The following is a 16,611-nucleotide window of genomic DNA, read 5'->3' as shown; positions in this document are numbered from 1 at the left end:
GCGGCATAAACTCGCTCAGAATTTCTCCATTCTAGATCTGAAAAATGGTTCGAAACAAAACCGGACGGATGAGAGGCCAATCAATCCCGATAAAAAAAACTCAAAACCCCGTCTTAAAAAAATCGCGATTAAACGGCCCCAATGCCTCAAGCGTATTGACAACAACTTTACCAAAAGGTTTCAAATTCTCATCACGATCCATCTGTACCCCGTCCTGATTAGTACAAATCAAAACCTTATTCACATAGCTGGTGCAATCGTTATCCCCAACCTTCATTTTTCTCAATACCTGGCCTACAGTTGGCTTGTGCGTTTCCAATAATTTCCTATGCAAAGCTAACATTTCTAGTAACTTAAAACCGCTTACTTGCCTCAATTCGGTTTGTACAGGTGGCTCATTGGGATCGGTAGCCCCCGGTGTGTACTCAACAATAAAATCCTTTTCTTTGATCTTAAATTGTAGATAAACGTGCTTACCAGCGAATCCATGAAGTATTGGTTGACCGATAAAACTCGCCAAAAATGCGTTGATTCGATAGTAGGTATCGTGTTCTAAAAAATCCTCAAACGCTTCATCGCTAGCAAATAGTTCCCTTACTTCTTTTTTAACGTCATCCAAATAAGTTGAAAAAGGCTTTGGCGAGGAACCAAAAATGGAATACTCCAAATTTGTATAGGTCAGAGCTTCTTGAATACCATCAATACCAAAGGCAAGTTTTCTTGAATATCCGTCTTTTAATAGTTTATTAGGTAATCGGTATCCCATAATACTGCCCAACGATGTTCCGATGAAAAACCCGGACCATAATCCAGACAGAGGATGACCACGATATATGCCATAGATTAATCCTACCAGTGAGCCAATAATGATCCCAAAGACCCCTGTAATAATTCCAGTAATTACACCAATGAATCGAATTAAAGCGGTGGAACAAGCAGCCAGTATGGTATGTGTATTGGCTTTCTCTTTAAGCTGTTGCAATTGTTGATTAATTATCGACAATAATTCTAAAGTACTTTCAGAAGACACTTGTGGTTGATTTATCAACTGATGTAATGCATTTAAATGTTCTAAGAGCGGTAATAGCGCATTCAGAATGTCTTCAGTATTTTCTAAACCTTCATTGCGGATGGATTTCAAAAGAATGAACAAATAGTACTTTACTTCATTGGGAGGTAAAGATTTGTAGTGTTGTATTGCTTTTTTTTCAAGGGTTAATACAGAAGCAGATGGCACTTAATGCACTAAGTAAACAAACGATAGCTGTATTTTACTTTTTTTCACCATCTGACTCAAGAAGAGTCAACGGGCTTGAGTCACTTCCTGAGTCCTGTAAATGTGCTTATCATGCGCTGTTGGATTTAAGCGATTGCTTTAGCTTGAGATATGCCATTCGTGACATTCCCTCTACCGCGAAGGGCCATCAGTATTCAAATTCCTTTCGCGGGAGAGGGGGCTGAGAGAGGTAAATTTAGAAATCTGTGTTTTATATACACAAAAAACATTAGGGACATTGCCTAGTAATTCTTCCCTTTTTGACTCTCGACGTACTGGTTTTTTATGCCTATAGTATTGGGGACAATATCACTGGATAAAAAGGACAGCATTCTATATGGCTCACTTTAAAATTGGCGATGAGATATGGATTATTAGCTTTGAAACCGAAGATGATTTCTATCTTTTATCCCGACAAGTAATAACGGAGTTGTTGGACGATGGGGTTGAATGTGAAGACGAATTCAATGCTTTTCACGTTTCCTATGAAGACATTTATAGTTCAAAATCAGCTGCTCTGGATGCAATGATTGAGCGTCTACAGCGGTTGCGTGATGTGCAAAAAAACTAATATGTTGCTGTTCGTTAATGTTTGATCGGTAAGTGTGTGCTGGGCAAAAAAAACGAATCGATGATGAAGTGAATAAAATAACACTAGTTATGCTTTGTTTAATTCAAATTGATTGTCGCGTGATTTGATTGTATAATTGGCCATCAGGTGTGGTTCGTTTAGGTAATACATATGCCGATCATTCTTAAAGTATCAGAAGATAACGCGATTCAATTTTCCCCAAGCCAAGCAACATACTATGAGTTAAATCCACGATTCAATAATGCATTTCCTGTCCCTAAGACGGCTTATACCACTTCCGAAACAGATCCTAATGAAGAAGTGCTTTTAAAATCTAAAGGCATTCACCATTGCCATACAGTCATTGTAAGAGACAAAAAATACAACAATTATTTTATCCTTCATGTCTCTCCTCAAGCTCTGCGTAGACCGTATGATTCTGTCACAAAAATTGCTGGTACTGCGACAAGCCTTTTTGGATATGGTATGTTTTCTATGGATTTTGATACATCAATGACCAACTCAAAAAAGCCGGCCTATATCGATTTAGATCCCTATTATTATGACAATGCTGCGATAGGAACTCATATAGACTCCGAATTGGAAGTGATTGTCGTTGTCAATGATGAGCATTGGAGTAAGGAGTTAGCTGAAATGGAAATTTTAGCGACGTTTAAGGCGCGAGTACCTGGAAACGTAGTAAAATCTAATATTATTGTAAATAAAGCACTAGAGCATGCTTACTATTATAGCGTTCAATTTGATCCAAAATCAGAAAATGTAACGATTCATTCTAATAATGGGATATACAGTGAATCTTATGACCATGCTTTTGAAAACAATGTAAACCGATATGCTCATGATGTGCTGCCACTAGAAAAGCAAATGGCGCTGAGGAATGCATTAAGCGATTTAATAAGTCAAGCTCAGGTTGAACTGGAAACTATTTTTGCAAGGTTAAAACCTTATGATGCACTTGAACAGTTGGTTTTAAATCCAAGCAAAGAGCTCCAACTGACGCCCAGCAAAAAAGTTAAACTAGAAACACTGATTAATGCGATTGAAGCCCTAATCATGGAAAGTAAAAATCCTGTCTTAAATCTTGGTAGTCCCAATTTATATAAATGTTACAAAAAATTGGGCTTACTGTATTTATTGACTGAGAGTTATGAGAAAAGTGCATTTTATTTGAGTAAAGCAGCTGATTATGCCGTAAATATGAAAAAAGCTGAATTTCATGATGATCTGAAATTTTATTCAATTCTTGCTGGTGCGGTCTATGAGCGTGATGGATGTCCTGAAAAAGCGTATTACTATTATAACGAAGCGAGTGCATTTTATTCCGGTGTATTGGATGAATTTGATGAGAATTTAAGTCGAGCCCGCATTGCGTCACAAATTCCAGGCAAAGAAATTGAGGCACTAAATGCTTTATTTAAGGCCAAATCAGTGCTTCCCTCTCTAATGAAACGAGCCGAAGAGCTACCTTCTCCACAAAAAGATGAAATACTTCAAGCATTGGATTTAAGACATACTGCATGCGGCCATTTGCTGGATTCTCTAAAAGAATGTCTCATTGAACATCGTCATGAGAGTGCTGAATTTCAGCAGGAATATGACAAACTTTTTGGCTTAGCCGCTTCTTTAACCCGATAAATTGATCAGGTCTTAGATTCTTTCGGATTAGGCGGACAACAATACTCGGCCGTTACTTTGTTCTCATTGTCGATGGCCTGCAAAATCACCGGAAATTGCCATAAAGTGTGTAAATGCTTAAGCACTTCCTGGGTTGAATTCCCAAGGGGAATTCTGTTTTGTTGGCAATATCTTAAGGTTAACGATCGGTCGCCTTGCATATCCACCGAGTACACTTGAATATCTGGCTCTAAATAACCCAAATTATATTGCCTTGATAAGGCCTCACGAATTTTTTGATAACCAGGCTCGTCATGAATTGCATTCACCATTAACTCAGGGTTTCTGTCATCATCAACAATATGGAATAACTTGAGATCGCGAATGAGTTTAGGAGACAGGTACTGGGCAATAAAACTCTCGTCTTTGTAATTTCTCATGGCAGTATCAAGGGTTGTGAGCCAATCGGTGTTCACCAAATAAGGGAACCAGCGTTTGTCTTCCTCTGTAGGACTCTCACAAATCCGCTTGATGTCTTGCATCATATGATAGCCCAAGGTATATGGGTTAATGCCATTAAAGTAAGGGCTGTTATAGGGCGGTTGCATGATCACATTCGTGTGACTTTGCAGAATTTCCAGCATAAATTCGTCAGTGACTAAACCTTCATCGTACATCGTGTGTAGAAGAGTATAGTGCCAGAAACAAGCCCATCCTTCATTCATCACTTTAGTTTGGCCTTGGGGATAAAAGTATTGGGCAACCTTTCTAACAATCCGTACAATCTCCCTTTGCCAAGGTTCTAATAATGGGGCGTTTTTCTCAATGAAATAGAGAATATTTTCCTGGGGCTCTTCTGGAAATCGTTTTTTCTGTCCAAGTGGATCGGCATGCTTGCTATGAGGAATGGTTCGCCATAATTCGTTGATTTGAGATTGCAAATAGATTTCGCGATTTTGCTGCCTTATTTTTTCTTCTTGAATGGATAATGGAGTTGGATGCTTATAGCGATCTACGCCATAATTCATGAGAGAATGGCAGGCATCAAGTATTGATTCGACGGCTTCAATGCCATGACGCTCCTCGCAATCACTGATGTATTTTTTCGCAAAGACTAAATAATCAATAATGGCATCGGCAGATGTCCACATTTTGAATAGATAATTGTTTTTAAAAAATGAATTATGTCCATAACAGGCATGAGCAATAACCAGGGCTTGCATGGCCATGGTATTTTCTTCCATCAGATAAGAGATACAGGGGTTAGAGTTGATGACTAGCTCATAGGCTAAGCCCATTTGTCCACGTTTATAGCTTTTTTCAACACTGACAAAATGCTTACCAAAGGACCAATGATGATAGCCAATCGGCATGCCAACGGATGAATACGCATCCATCATTTGTTCAGCAGTAATGACTTCGATTTGGTTTGGGTAAGTATCTAATTTGTAATCCTTGGCAATGCGACCTATCTCACGATCGTAGTCTTGAATTAATTCGAAGGTCCATTCGACGCCAGTGGATAACGGCTTTTTTTTCATGTCGTTTTCCTTTTAAATAATTCGCGAAATACAGGGTAAATATCAGCGACATTATCAATATTTTCCATCGCAAAATTCGGGTATCTTTCTTTAATCTGTTGATAGACTTCCCATAAACTTTGATGGTGGCGTGGCATGATTTCGATGTATGCAAAATATTGCAGCAAAGGCATAATTTTTTCCTGAAGCAACTCTTGGCAATAGGGCGAGTCAGCATTCCAGTTATCACCATCTGAGGCTTGAGCAACATAGATATTCCATGCTTGGCAAGGATAACGGGCTTCTATAATGGTGTTTAATAATTCCAAAGCACTAGAAACAACGGTGCCTCCTGTTTCTCTGGAATAGAAGAACTCTTCTTCATTCACTTCTTTTGCAGAAGTATGATGACGAATAAACACTAATTCAATTTTTTCGTAATTTTTTGTGAGAAACATGTAGAGTAAAATAAAAAATCGTTTGGCAATGTCTTTCTTTGCCTCATCCATAGATCCTGAAACGTCCATGATGCAAAACATAACTGCTTGTGTTGATGGAGATGGTATCCGGACTCGGTGATTGTATCTGAGGTCAATAGTATCTATAAAAGGAACTGTTTTTATTTTTCGCTTAAAAAATTCAATGTCCCTTTCCAATTTTAGGACGGCCATTTTGTCAGGGTTCGCTTGTTGTTTGAGTCGTTCAAGCTCCTCCTCGGCTTCTTTTAATTGTCTTTTATAGGGTGATGCTAAAGCAACGCGTCGACCAGTTGCTTGTTTCATAGAGCGAAGCACGTTGATGTTATTAGGTATTCCGCTGGTTGTTACTCCTGCTCGTACTGTTTTAAAAGTACTAATGCGCGCTAACTCCTTTTTAACCAGGTCGGGAAGTTCTAAGTCTTCAAAATACAACTCTAAAAATTCTTCGCGAGATAGCTCAAAGACGAAATTATCTTCGCCTTCACCGGTATCGCTCGCATTACTGCCATCGCCACCCGCACCTCCATTGTTAGGTCTTTTGATACGATCACCAGTAATGAAATTATCATTTCCTGGTAAAACCCGTTCAATATGACCGCCTTGTCCTTTATGGAAATGAGGTTCTGAAATGTCCTTTGCGGGGATAGTAATTTGCTCGCCTTGATCAATTTCAGTGATACTGCGTTTGCCAACGGCTTCAGATACAGCCCTTTTGATCTGGTTTTTATAGCGCCGTAAAAAGCGTTGGCGGTTAACCGTGCTTTTTTTACCGGCATTTTGTCGTCTATCAATCAATTGCGACATATTGCTACGCTCCACACCTTATTAGAGTAAGGTCGTTTTATGGTTATTATTGTGATTTACGAACTCTCAAATACCATTCACAAAGTAACCGAACTTGTTTACGGGTGTAGCCTTTATCCACCATTCGAGAAATAAATTCCTCATGCTTTTTCTTGTCTTCTTCTGAAGCTTTTGCGTTAAAAGAAATAACGGGCAATAAGTCTTCGGTATTGGTAAACATTTTTTTCTCAATCACTGACTTTAGCTTTTCATAACTATTCCAAACAGGGTTTTTGCCACGGTTATTAGCTCTTGCCCTAAGTACAAAGTTAACCACTTCATTACGGAAATCTTTTGGATTAGAAATACCAGCTGGTTTTTCTATTTTTTCGAGCTCCATATTGAGTAGGGCTCTATCAAATATTTCACCAGTATCGGGATCACGGTAATCTTGATCCTGAATCCAGAAATCAGCGTAAGTAATGTATCGGTCGAAAATATTTTGTCCATACTCTGAATAAGATTCTAGATAGGCTGTTTGAATTTCTTTACCAATAAAGTCTACGTATTTAGTCGCCAAATATTCTTTAATAAAATTCAGGTAGGCTTCATGCAATTCTTGTGGAAATTGTTCTTGTTCAATTTGTCTTTCAAGCACATACATTAAATGCACAGGGTTTGCAGCAACTTCGGTATGATCAAAGTTAAATACCTTAGACAAAATTTTAAACGCAAACCGAGTAGATATCCCGCTCATGCCTTCATCAACTCCGGCAAAGTCACGATATTCTTGATAGGATTTTGCTTTGGGATCAGTGTCTTTTAAACTTTCTCCGTTATAAACCCTCATTTTCGAGTAAATGCTGGAGTTTTGTGGCTCTTTTAAGCGAGTTAACACGGAGAACTGAGCCAACATATCTAAAGTTCCTGGGGCGCAGGGGGCTTTGGCTAAAGAGCTGTTATCCACTAGTTTTTGATAAATTTTAACTTCTTCCGAAACTCGGAGGCAATAAGGTACTTTTACAATGTTAATTCGGTCTATAAAGGCTTCATTGTTTTTATTGTTTCTGAACGTTTGCCATTCAGACTCGTTAGAGTGCGCCAAAATAATGCCTTCAAAAGGAATAGCAGACAAACCTTCCGTCGCGTTGTAATTTCCTTCTTGAGTCGCAGTCAGTAATGGATGCAATACTTTGATCGGGGCTTTAAACATTTCCACAAACTCTAAAAGCCCGCGGTTGGCTCTGCAAAGTCCACCTGAGTAACTGTATGCATCTGGATCATCTTGTGAAAACTCTTCCAGTTTACGAATATCTACCTTTCCAACCAAAGAAGAGATGTCTTGGTTATTTTCATCACCAGGCTCAGTTTTGGCAACGGCAATCTGTTTTAGTCTGGATGGTTTGACTTTAACGACTCGGAATTTGCTGATGTCGCCATTGAATTCTTGTAGCCTTTTGACTGCCCAAGGGGACATTAAATACCTCAAATATCGGGGTGGAATTCCAAAGCGTTCAAACAAGATCTCACCATCTTCGGATGGGTTAAATAAAGACAAGGGTGATTCAAATACAGGGGATCCTTTAATGGCATAGAAAGGGATTTTTTCCATTAAGTCCTTTAACTTTTCAGCAATGGAAGATTTCCCACCACCTACAGGGCCCAAGAGATACAGTACCTGTTTTGTTTCTTCTAGGCCTTGTGCAGCATGCTTTAAAAATCCTACGATTTGTTCGATGGGTTCTTCCATCCCGTAAAATTCATTAAATACAGGGTAGTGATGAATAATTTTGTTTGAAAAAATACGGGATAAAATTGGATCATGTCGTGTATCGATTATTTCAGGCTCCCCTATAGCCATCAATAAACGCTCCGCGGGGTTAGCATAAGCATTAGGATCTGTTTTGCATAACTCAAGGTATTCATCCAAACTCATGTCTTCTTCTTTGTTTTCCACAAAGCGTTTGGTGTAATTTGCTAAAAAATCTTGTGTATTCATGAGTCATCCCCTTTTACTTAACCCTTAGAAGGATATAATGTGGTTATTTTTTTGCAATCTAAAAATAGATAGACAAAATATAACTTCTTTTTTTCTTAGTATAGTAGACTAACTAGTTAAATTTATACATAAATCATCAAACTTATTTGTTTTTTTAATAGGACAGCAACGATTATGCCAGACACCACGATCTACTTGAAAAATTATCAACCACCTTCCTTTGTTATAGACAGCGTTAATTTGAACTTTGACCTCTATGATGATCATGCACTAGTGACTAGTACTATGAAGATGAAGAGGCAGCATGACGGGGAGCTCAGACTATTTGGAGAAGACTTAGAGTTAGTCAGCCTCAAAATGAATGGCTTGCCGCTTGAGCCTTCTCAATACAACGTGACAAACGAGGAATTAATTATACCGAAGTGTCTCGATGACATGATCTTGACTATTGTGACTAGGATAAAACCTCAAGAAAACACTCAACTTTCTGGCCTTTATCGTTCAAATCATTTGTTTTGTACTCAATGTGAGGCTGAAGGATTTCGTCGGATTACTTATTACTTAGACAGACCCGATGTCTTATCCATTTTCACAACCAAAATCTCGGCAAATAAAGAACAATATCCAGTGTTATTGTCTAATGGGAATTTAGTTGATTTAGGTGAAGAAGAGAATGGGCGTCATTGGGTTGTGTGGGAAGACCCGTTTAAAAAGCCATCCTATCTATTTGCCTTGGTTGCAGGCAATTTGGCTTTAGTCCGTGACGAGTTTGAAACTTGTTCAGGCCGTACAGTTGATTTACGCATCTACGTTGAACCAGGAAATGAAGATAAATGTTCTCATGCAATGGAGTCATTGAAAAAAGCCATGAAGTGGGATGAAGACGTTTATGGCAGGGAATATGATTTAGACATCTACATGATCGTTGCTGTCAGTGATTTTAATATGGGAGCCATGGAAAACAAAGGATTAAATATTTTTAATTCTAAATACATACTTGCTCGACCAGACACCGCAACGGATCAAGATTTTGCAGATGTGGAAGGGGTTGTTGGGCATGAATATTTTCATAACTGGACGGGTAATCGGGTCACTTGTCGTGACTGGTTTCAATTAAGTTTGAAGGAAGGGTTGACCGTATTTCGCGATCAAGAGTTTTCTCGTGACATGAACTCACGAGATGTCAATCGTATTACCGATGTTAAAGCCTTGCGGAGTTCTCAATTTCCTGAGGATGCGGGCAGTATGGCTCATCCCGTGAGGCCTGAATCCTATCAAGAGATCAATAACTTCTACACGGCCACCATATACAATAAGGGTGCTGAAGTGATTCGTATGCAGCATACTTTACTTGGCAAAGAAGGTTTTCGACGCGGGATGGATCTTTACTTCAAGCGACACGATGGGCAAGCGGTCACTATTGATGATTTTGTTTCAGCCATGGAGGATGCTAATGGTGTTCATTTTAGTCAGTTTAAGCACTGGTACAGCCAGGCTGGAACCCCGTTGGTTGAAGTGAAACAAGAGTATTCTGAAGGACGGCTAGAGCTTGTCATGCGACAATCGTGCAGGCCAACTCCTGAATGCCAGGAGAAAAAACCTTTTCATATTCCAATTCAAATTGCTTTGTTTAATTCACATGGCGAGTTGATCCCAATGGAGCAAGAGCTGTTGGAATTGAAAGAGAGTGAACAAAAATTTGTATTTTCGGGCTTGACTGAAAAACCAGTGGTCTCTTTGCTGAGAGAGTTTTCTGCGCCAGTGAATTTACAGGATGATTTGACCTTGGAAGAGCGTCTCTTTTTGTTGCAGTACGAAAGTGATGGTTATGCTAAGTGGGATGCTGCTCAGCGTTTAGTGTTGAATTCTATTCATGAGTGTTTGAAATTACCAGAGTCCCAATGGTCTGTTCCTGATTCTTTAATGTCCGCTTTTCAGCATGTATTGCTCGATGACACTCTCGATATGGATTTAAGAGCAGAATTATTAATTCCCCCTGGGTTTGAAGAAGTTATCGCCTCATTAACTTTGGTGGATGTCAGTAAAGTAGAAGCTGCACGTGATTTCTTTAGAAAAAGGTTAGGTTTGGGATTGTATACTCAAGCTGTTGCCATGTATCAAAGGCTTTGGAAAGAAGAAGATCACGGTATGTATGCTCAAGCTTATGGAAGAAGAAAATTACGTAACGTGTGCTTAGGCCTCATCATGAAAGCTAAAGAAGAGGAAAATTTAGCGTTATGCAAAGAGCAGTTTACTGCCTCACGAACGATGACCGATCAAATGGCCAGCTATATCCTTTTGGTGAATGCGTCTAATCAGGCCTCTAGAAAAGAAGCAGTGGAAAGCTTCTACAAACAATGGTCGACAGATGATTTGGTTTTAGACAAATGGTTTGCTATCCAAGCCTCTTCAGAAGCTCCTGATACTCTTGATCAAGTCAAGTCGCTCATGAAGCACCCTGCGTTCTCGATAAAAAATCCCAATAAAGTTAGAGCGGTAGTGGGTGCATTTTGTCTTGCAAACCCTCGTAATTTCCATGCTGTTGATGGTAGTGGATATGCATTTTTAAGTGATTTCTTAATGGAATTAGATCAAATAAACCCCCAAATTGCCGCTCGCTTAGCCACTCCATTCACAAGATGGCAGAGTTATGACGAACCGCGACAACAATTGATCAGGCAGCAATTGGAGCGGCTTAATAAGCTAAAATTATCTCGTGATTTGCATGAAGTGGTGGAGAAGAGTTTGCAAGTTTGACATCACTATTTTTATCCGCTCCCTCACGGTAGCAGCTCGGTTTAGCACTACACAATCCGGCCGCGACAGTGAGGGAGCGGATTTCAGGTTAAAAAGGGGAAATTTGTGCAGTCTCATTTTGCAGTAATTGGTAATCCTATTGCCCATAGTTTGTCTCCAATCATTCATCAACTCTTTGCTGAACAAACAGGCATTCAACTTGTGTATGAAAAAATTCCAGGTGAAGACGCCATTTTTGAACAACAAGTGACTGATTTTTTTGCTCAAGGTGGTAAGGGTTTAAATGTGACTTTACCCTACAAACAAAGGGCATTTGCTCTAGCAGAGTATCAGACGCCTCGATGCGCTCTGGCTAAAGCAGCTAATACACTTTGGCATTCGGAAAACAAACTTTGTGCGGATAATACTGATGGTATTGGTTTATTAAGAGATCTTGAGCGATATTTGGATTTAAAGAATATAAACGTGTTGATTCTTGGGGCAGGTGGAGCCGCAAGAGGTATAGTACCCGCTTTATTAAGTTTAAACACGTTACAACTAACCATTGCTAACCGAACTTTAGAAAAGGCACTGATGATTCAGAAGGAGTTTCCAGAAATTAATTGCTTAAGCGTTGATCATCTGACTGATTCCTTTGATTTGATTATTAATGCGACTTCAGCAAGCCTACAAGGGGGAAATCTAGGCATTCCTGAAATACTTCTAAAATCAAAACCATTTGCTTACGATCTAGCCTATAACAAACAGCAACCCACTCCCTTTGTGGCATTTTGCCTTGGTCTAGGCTGTTCTGCAGTAGATGGTCTGGGGATGTTAGTAGAACAAGCCGCAGAAGCTTTTTATATCTGGAATGGCAGTATGCCATCGACAAAGGAAGTCCTAGAGCAATTACGCCGATAATTGCTTATTACCAGCATATCTTTTATGCCGTAAAACCGAATCGGGTCAGGACTTACGCAAAACTCTGATCTCTTTGTTAAAAAATGGTTTGACCTCCGAGTTTTGCGTAAGCATTTCAAGCACCAAGGTTCCACATAAACGAGATAACTTCGAACAATCAAGCCCTCATCCGCCCTTTGGGCACCTTCTCCCCATTCCTGGGGCGAAGAGGATATTGAAGGGAGTTATTTAGAAGTCTAGAGGGTTTTCATTGAACTGGATTCTCATCATTGACGTCATGCATTTTATGCAAAAAAAGCACTGATTTCCTTTGCATTTGCTATAGTGTCTTGGAAACCAAGATTAAGTAATTCACGCGTAAATTCTTTTTCAAACAATAAAAAGCTGAGCAGATCACCGGAATGACTTTTAGCGCCTAGAATATTGAGTAAAAACCTCAATAAGGCAGGCATACTGGTGTAATGCATTTGAGCCATTGATGCCACACTCTGACTTGGCCTTAAATGAAGGGTAGAAATTGGTCTCCACGGTGATCTCCTTTTTTTCCAAATAGACAACAGGGTGGCAATTTCATTCATCTTATTGACCATTTCAATGTCTCTATCAAGATTATCTAGAAAAAGGCCGCTCATCATGTTACCCAACACCTGAGCAAAGGCGATTTCTCCATTTCGTAAAGCTTCTTTGTCATGAAATTCGGGGAGCTCTCTAGTACCTAAAACGAGAATTTTATCGACTTGAAACCGTATGCAGCCTCGTAGTGGGGAAACTAACCCAACGCTGCCATCCCCATAATGGAAATTGTCTAATTTCATCGGTGGGAAGAAAAGAGGAAGTGCACTTGATGCTAATATATGTTCAGCACTGATTATTGCCCTTTGGCTCGCATGCCTGGGATAGATCCAGTCTTCAAAATCAGGATCTTTATGCGCATAGAATGATGTTGTCTGATAGGTTTCATAACAGGCACTCAGAACTTCGAAAGTATCCAGGTGGCCGTTTTCTATATTTTGTTCGATCTTCGTAAAGTCTATGGTTTCCTCTATGAACTGTTTTAGAGGAGATGTATCCAGCAGGTGCCCCGATTGTCGTTGCTTGATGATGAGCGTGCTGAGATTTCTCATTACAGATTTGCTCAACTCGTAATTGCTGGCTTTATAGATCTGCTGACAATGAATTTCGCTCCAAATGGATTCCAATTTATTGACAGCAGCAGGAAAATCTTCTGCGTTTTCAGCAAGTACAACGGCATTAATACTGCCAACACTGACCCCACTTACGGAGTCGAAAGGGAGTGTTTTTGTTTGCAAAATGTGATCAATTGCTTTCAGTACACCGGCCTGATAAGCACCACGAGCACCACCACCAGCTAAATATATGGCTTTTTTAACCATCATGACTTTTTTTAATTATTATACAACAAATATAGTTGAATTTTAGGGGAGTAATCAAGAAGCAGCCTACAACTGTCGTTCATTTTTCCTTAATTATTTTCTGATATAGTGTATATAGATCGTTTAAATTTGGATCAGGATGATGGCCTTGGGTGCAGATGACATCAACGAACAGATTGATATTGATAAGTTAAGAGCTATTCTGCGCAAAATACAAGCTCCTATTCATCTTTCGTTTCTCCGTCAACCCACCCAAAAGGTCAAAAAAAATATTCCCTTTATTTCCCAGTTTTTGCTTGGGGCAGATAATCCTGGTGCTGTTGTCATTGATATTGGTCAAAAAGTTTCCAAACTTCCCAGTGTAACTGTGTCCTCATCAGTCACGACTGGGTTTATGTTTGGCGATATTGCCATGTCAATTGTCGATTTCATTAAAGTTCCTTTGGTGTACTTGTCGGCTTATCTATTGGGCGAGAAAGTACCTATTAATTTGAATAATAATGCACGATGGTTGTATTCTGCGATTTTGCTTGGAATGACAATTCTTGCTTATGCGGTACCAGTTACTGCAACGCCATTAGGGTTCATCGGAGCAAGTTTGGGTCTTACAGTTGCTGTATACTTATTAGGTCAAGCCATTTGGAATCGTTATAAATTAACCAAAGAAAAAAATAAACTTGTCGAACAAATTAAAGGGGAAATGGTAGTAATTGATGCGCTTCAGGATCGTGCAAAAGCACTAGAGGAATCACTGAACAGCCAAGAGCAGCCTGCCCTAGCCTACCAAATAACCCAGCTGCAAGCAGAATTTCTTGCACAGAAACAAAAAGTAGATGATTTAAAAAATAAAAAACTGGATATTGAAGATAAAATCAATAATCAGAACACCATGAAAGTCATTGATAGGAGCCTGACGGTAACTCTCGCATCCTTAACTATGATTGGTTTAGCCGTGTCGCTTTATTTCCCGGGTGTTGGAGCAGGCTTGTTATTGGGTGTTGCAGTAGCAGGAGGTGCTTATGTAATAGGTCGAATCGCCTTCTCTGTAGGTGCTTGGGCTTATAACAAATATTCAATTTATAAGGAAAGGAAGAGACGACAAGAAGGAAAAGACATCGTAAATGAGTCGACATTGAGCTCCATGATCGAGTTAGTAGAGTTTCCTACTCAATCCAATAATGCTACACCTAGTCGGGCTTCGGATGAACCACCTGCTCAAAGTGGACATTTTTTCCTATCAAAAATACCCCCAACTAAAAATCCAAAGCCTAGTCAAGACAACGAAGACGATTCGTTTAGCGATGAGCAAGGCGTCAACGAAAAACCTAAAGAACCATAGCCACGGTTAGTTCGTAATTTCTGTAGTCTTGTTTAAGAAAAGATGATCTTGAAATAAATGGTTTTTTGTTTTAATTTTAAAACTTTTCCCACAAAAGGATATAAATTCATGATGAATTTATTTCGTGAGCAACCTCGTGCCTTTCATATGATTTTCATGTTGGAGTTATGGGAGCGTTTTGGTTTCTATACGGTTCAAGGAATTCTTACTCTTTTCTTTATTCGCCATCTAGGTTACACCGATATTCAGTCTTATTACACGTTCGGTGCTTTTTCTGCGTTGGTTTATGGAATGGTAGTGATTGGAGGCTATCTAGGGGATAGAGTCCTCGGAACTAAAAGAACAATTGTGCTTGGATTAATCGTTCTTTCAGCAGGTTATTTTTCCTTGGCTTTAGTCGGAAAAGCCCATATTTTTCTAGCTTTAGGCTTAATTTGTGTCGGTAATGGTTTATTTAAAGCGAATCCATCCAATCTGCTATCGAAATGTTATGAAGAGAATGATCCGAGATTGCATGGGGGATTTACCCTTTATTACATGGCGATTAATTTAGGAAGCATGGTTGCTTTGGTACTTGGCCCCGCTGTATCGACTACCTATGGTTATTCATATGCCTATACGATAAGTGCGGTGGGCTTATGCTTAGGTTTGGTCAATTATTGGTTTCAACGTAAGCATGTTGCTAATGTAAACACAGAGGCAGATCTGCGTAAAATAGGTTTTATACAATGGTCTATTGTTTTATTCAGCATTTTTCTCTTTACGGAAATTGCGGCGTACTTGCTACAACACGTGATGTTAGCAAAAAATTTACTCTGGACCATAACCATCTTGGTGGTTGGCGTGTATATGTTAATGATGCGAAAACAAGGAAAAGTGTCCTTTATGCGCATGTTGGTTGCATTGGCTTTAATGATTGAAGCGGTCATCTTTTTCACCTTGTATCAACAAATGCCCACCTCTCTTAATTTATTTGCAGTCCATAATGTGATTCCAACGTTTTTGGGAATAAGTATTGACCCACAAAGCTTCCAGGCATTGAATCCTATTTGGATAGTTATTATGAGCCCGGTATTGGCTTACTTTTATAGAAAACTAAACCAAACTGGAGTTATGTTTACAATCCCTTATAAATTTGCTTTGGGAATGACAATGTGCGCAATCAGCTTTTTGTTGTTGTATTTCGCTCGTTATTTCTATACGGGGAATGGTTTGGTGTCTTCATGGTGGATGATATCTAGCTATTTATTCCAAAGCATTGGTGAGTTGCTTGTTTCCGCTTTAGGGGTAGCTATGGTTGCTGAGCTAGTACCCGCTGCTAATGCTGGGTTTGTTATGGGCATGTGGTTTTTAACGTCAGCCGTAGCCGGGTTTATCGGTGCAAGTGTAGCCTCCTTCACCGCACTTCCCGAACATATTAAGCCAGGCGTTGAATCATTAGTTATCTACACGGATGTATTTGCTTGTATTGGCTTAGTGACATTAGCGATTTCAGTCATCATGTGGATCTTGTCTCCACGATTAACTCGCTTTATATCGATTGAAGCCACTAAAAAGGAAAGCGACATAGAGTCTGCACAGTATTCCACCACTTATATTCCCAGCCATTGACCCCTTCCTCTTGCTGCTAAGACCAGAGCTTCATTCAAGGAATGGGCAAGGAAGGCAACATTGAATGGGGTCGGACCCTGAGGGATCGACATATTTTTTAAAAAGGGCATTTATACCAAAGGTCAGGTGCCTCGCCTAATGGCGTTGCCTTAAGCGGTGTTATTAGGTTCATCTATCTGGCCCTCATCGGACCTCTTGCTGATGCGCGCGGCTCGGTTTCTTCTTTGCTGTCTGAATCAAATCCTAGCCACAGCAGGGAGTGAATCGGTCCGCTTGCTGACGCGCGCGGCTCGGTTTCTTCTTTGCTGTCTAAATCAAATCCTAGCCACAGCAGGGAGTGAATCGGA

General features: G+C 39.7%; 11 protein-coding genes. 6 read left to right on the top strand and 5 right to left on the bottom strand.

The window, feature by feature from the left end; genetic code table 11:
- Positions 1-100: 100 nt before the first annotated feature.
- Positions 101-1,237 carry a hypothetical protein gene (locus tag Lwal_RS10095; protein WP_058480678.1) on the bottom strand — a complete coding sequence of 379 codons (1,137 nt, stop codon included), beginning with the start codon at positions 1,235-1,237 and terminating at the stop codon, positions 101-103.
- Between the two features lie 376 nt (positions 1,238-1,613).
- On the opposite strand from Lwal_RS10095, the gene Lwal_RS10090 reads away from it, so the two are divergent.
- Both Lwal_RS10090 and Lwal_RS10085 read left to right on the top strand, forming a co-directional pair.
- Positions 1,614-1,847 (top strand): hypothetical protein, encoded by a 234-nt coding sequence (locus tag Lwal_RS10090; protein ID WP_058480677.1) that lies wholly within the window; start codon positions 1,614-1,616, stop codon positions 1,845-1,847.
- A 171-nt stretch (positions 1,848-2,018) separates the two neighbouring features.
- Positions 2,019-3,503 carry a hypothetical protein gene (locus Lwal_RS10085; protein ID WP_058480676.1) on the top strand — a complete coding sequence of 495 codons (1,485 nt, stop codon included), beginning with the start codon at positions 2,019-2,021 and terminating at the stop codon, positions 3,501-3,503.
- Between the two features lie 5 nt (positions 3,504-3,508).
- Here Lwal_RS10085 and Lwal_RS10080 read toward each other — a convergent pair whose 3' ends face one another.
- From Lwal_RS10080 to Lwal_RS10070, 3 genes are read right to left on the bottom strand one after another with little or no spacing between them, the layout of a single operon-like run.
- Entirely contained in the window at positions 3,509-5,023 is a 1,515-nt protein-coding gene (locus Lwal_RS10080; protein WP_058480675.1) for a SpoVR family protein, read from the bottom strand.
- Complete coding sequence (locus tag Lwal_RS10075) at positions 5,020-6,285, bottom strand: YeaH/YhbH family protein (RefSeq protein ID WP_058480674.1); 1,266 nt, start codon at positions 6,283-6,285, stop codon at positions 5,020-5,022. Before Lwal_RS10075 ends, Lwal_RS10080 begins: the two co-directional genes overlap by 4 nt.
- Before the next feature lie 46 nt (positions 6,286-6,331).
- Positions 6,332-8,263, bottom strand: coding sequence for a PrkA family serine protein kinase (locus tag Lwal_RS10070; protein WP_058480673.1), 1,932 nt, complete (start codon positions 8,261-8,263; stop codon positions 6,332-6,334).
- A 174-nt stretch (positions 8,264-8,437) separates the two neighbouring features.
- Between Lwal_RS10070 and pepN the strand changes: the two genes are divergently transcribed.
- Together pepN and aroE are read left to right on the top strand one after the other, a co-directional pair.
- A complete protein-coding gene (gene pepN / locus Lwal_RS10065) occupies positions 8,438-11,020 on the top strand; it encodes an aminopeptidase N (protein ID WP_058480672.1) in 2,583 nt (860 codons plus the stop codon).
- A 105-nt stretch (positions 11,021-11,125) separates the two neighbouring features.
- Positions 11,126-11,920: a shikimate dehydrogenase gene (gene aroE, locus Lwal_RS10060; protein ID WP_058480671.1), complete on the top strand. Its 795-nt coding sequence runs from the start codon at positions 11,126-11,128 to the stop codon at positions 11,918-11,920.
- Positions 11,921-12,204: 284 nt separating this feature from the next.
- Here the strand turns inward: aroE and Lwal_RS10055 are convergent, their stop codons facing one another.
- Positions 12,205-13,317: a patatin-like phospholipase family protein gene (locus tag Lwal_RS10055; RefSeq protein WP_095197617.1), complete on the bottom strand. Its 1,113-nt coding sequence runs from the start codon at positions 13,315-13,317 to the stop codon at positions 12,205-12,207.
- Between the two features lie 136 nt (positions 13,318-13,453).
- Here Lwal_RS10055 and Lwal_RS10050 point away from each other — a divergent pair, with 136 nt between their 5' ends.
- Both Lwal_RS10050 and Lwal_RS10045 read left to right on the top strand, forming a co-directional pair.
- On the top strand, positions 13,454-14,653 hold the full coding sequence (locus Lwal_RS10050) for a hypothetical protein (RefSeq protein ID WP_133141258.1): 1,200 nt from the start codon (positions 13,454-13,456) through the stop codon (positions 14,651-14,653).
- A 108-nt stretch (positions 14,654-14,761) separates the two neighbouring features.
- Positions 14,762-16,264 carry an oligopeptide:H+ symporter gene (locus Lwal_RS10045; RefSeq protein ID WP_058480668.1) on the top strand — a complete coding sequence of 501 codons (1,503 nt, stop codon included), beginning with the start codon at positions 14,762-14,764 and terminating at the stop codon, positions 16,262-16,264.
- Positions 16,265-16,611 lie beyond the last annotated feature (347 nt).

The sequence above is a fragment of the Legionella waltersii genome (genome assembly GCF_001468085.1).
GTDB lineage: Bacteria > Pseudomonadota > Gammaproteobacteria > Legionellales > Legionellaceae > Legionella > Legionella waltersii.
This window is presented reverse-complemented; position numbering and strand designations above follow the sequence as displayed.

Coding starts and splice junctions, on each gene's coding strand:
- Lwal_RS10090 (WP_058480677.1), top strand. CDS start 1,614: ATGGCTCACTTTAAAATTGGCGATGAGATATGGATTATTAGCTTTGAA.
- Lwal_RS10085 (WP_058480676.1), top strand. CDS start 2,019: ATGCCGATCATTCTTAAAGTATCAGAAGATAACGCGATTCAATTTTCC.
- Lwal_RS10080 (WP_058480675.1), bottom strand. CDS start 5,023: ATGAAAAAAAAGCCGTTATCCACTGGCGTCGAATGGACCTTCGAATTA.
- Lwal_RS10075 (WP_058480674.1), bottom strand. CDS start 6,285: ATGTCGCAATTGATTGATAGACGACAAAATGCCGGTAAAAAAAGCACG.
- Lwal_RS10070 (WP_058480673.1), bottom strand. CDS start 8,263: ATGAATACACAAGATTTTTTAGCAAATTACACCAAACGCTTTGTGGAA.
- pepN (WP_058480672.1), top strand. CDS start 8,438: ATGCCAGACACCACGATCTACTTGAAAAATTATCAACCACCTTCCTTT.
- Lwal_RS10055 (WP_095197617.1), bottom strand. CDS start 13,317: ATGATGGTTAAAAAAGCCATATATTTAGCTGGTGGTGGTGCTCGTGGT.
- Lwal_RS10050 (WP_133141258.1), top strand. CDS start 13,454: ATGATGGCCTTGGGTGCAGATGACATCAACGAACAGATTGATATTGAT.
- Lwal_RS10045 (WP_058480668.1), top strand. CDS start 14,762: ATGATGAATTTATTTCGTGAGCAACCTCGTGCCTTTCATATGATTTTC.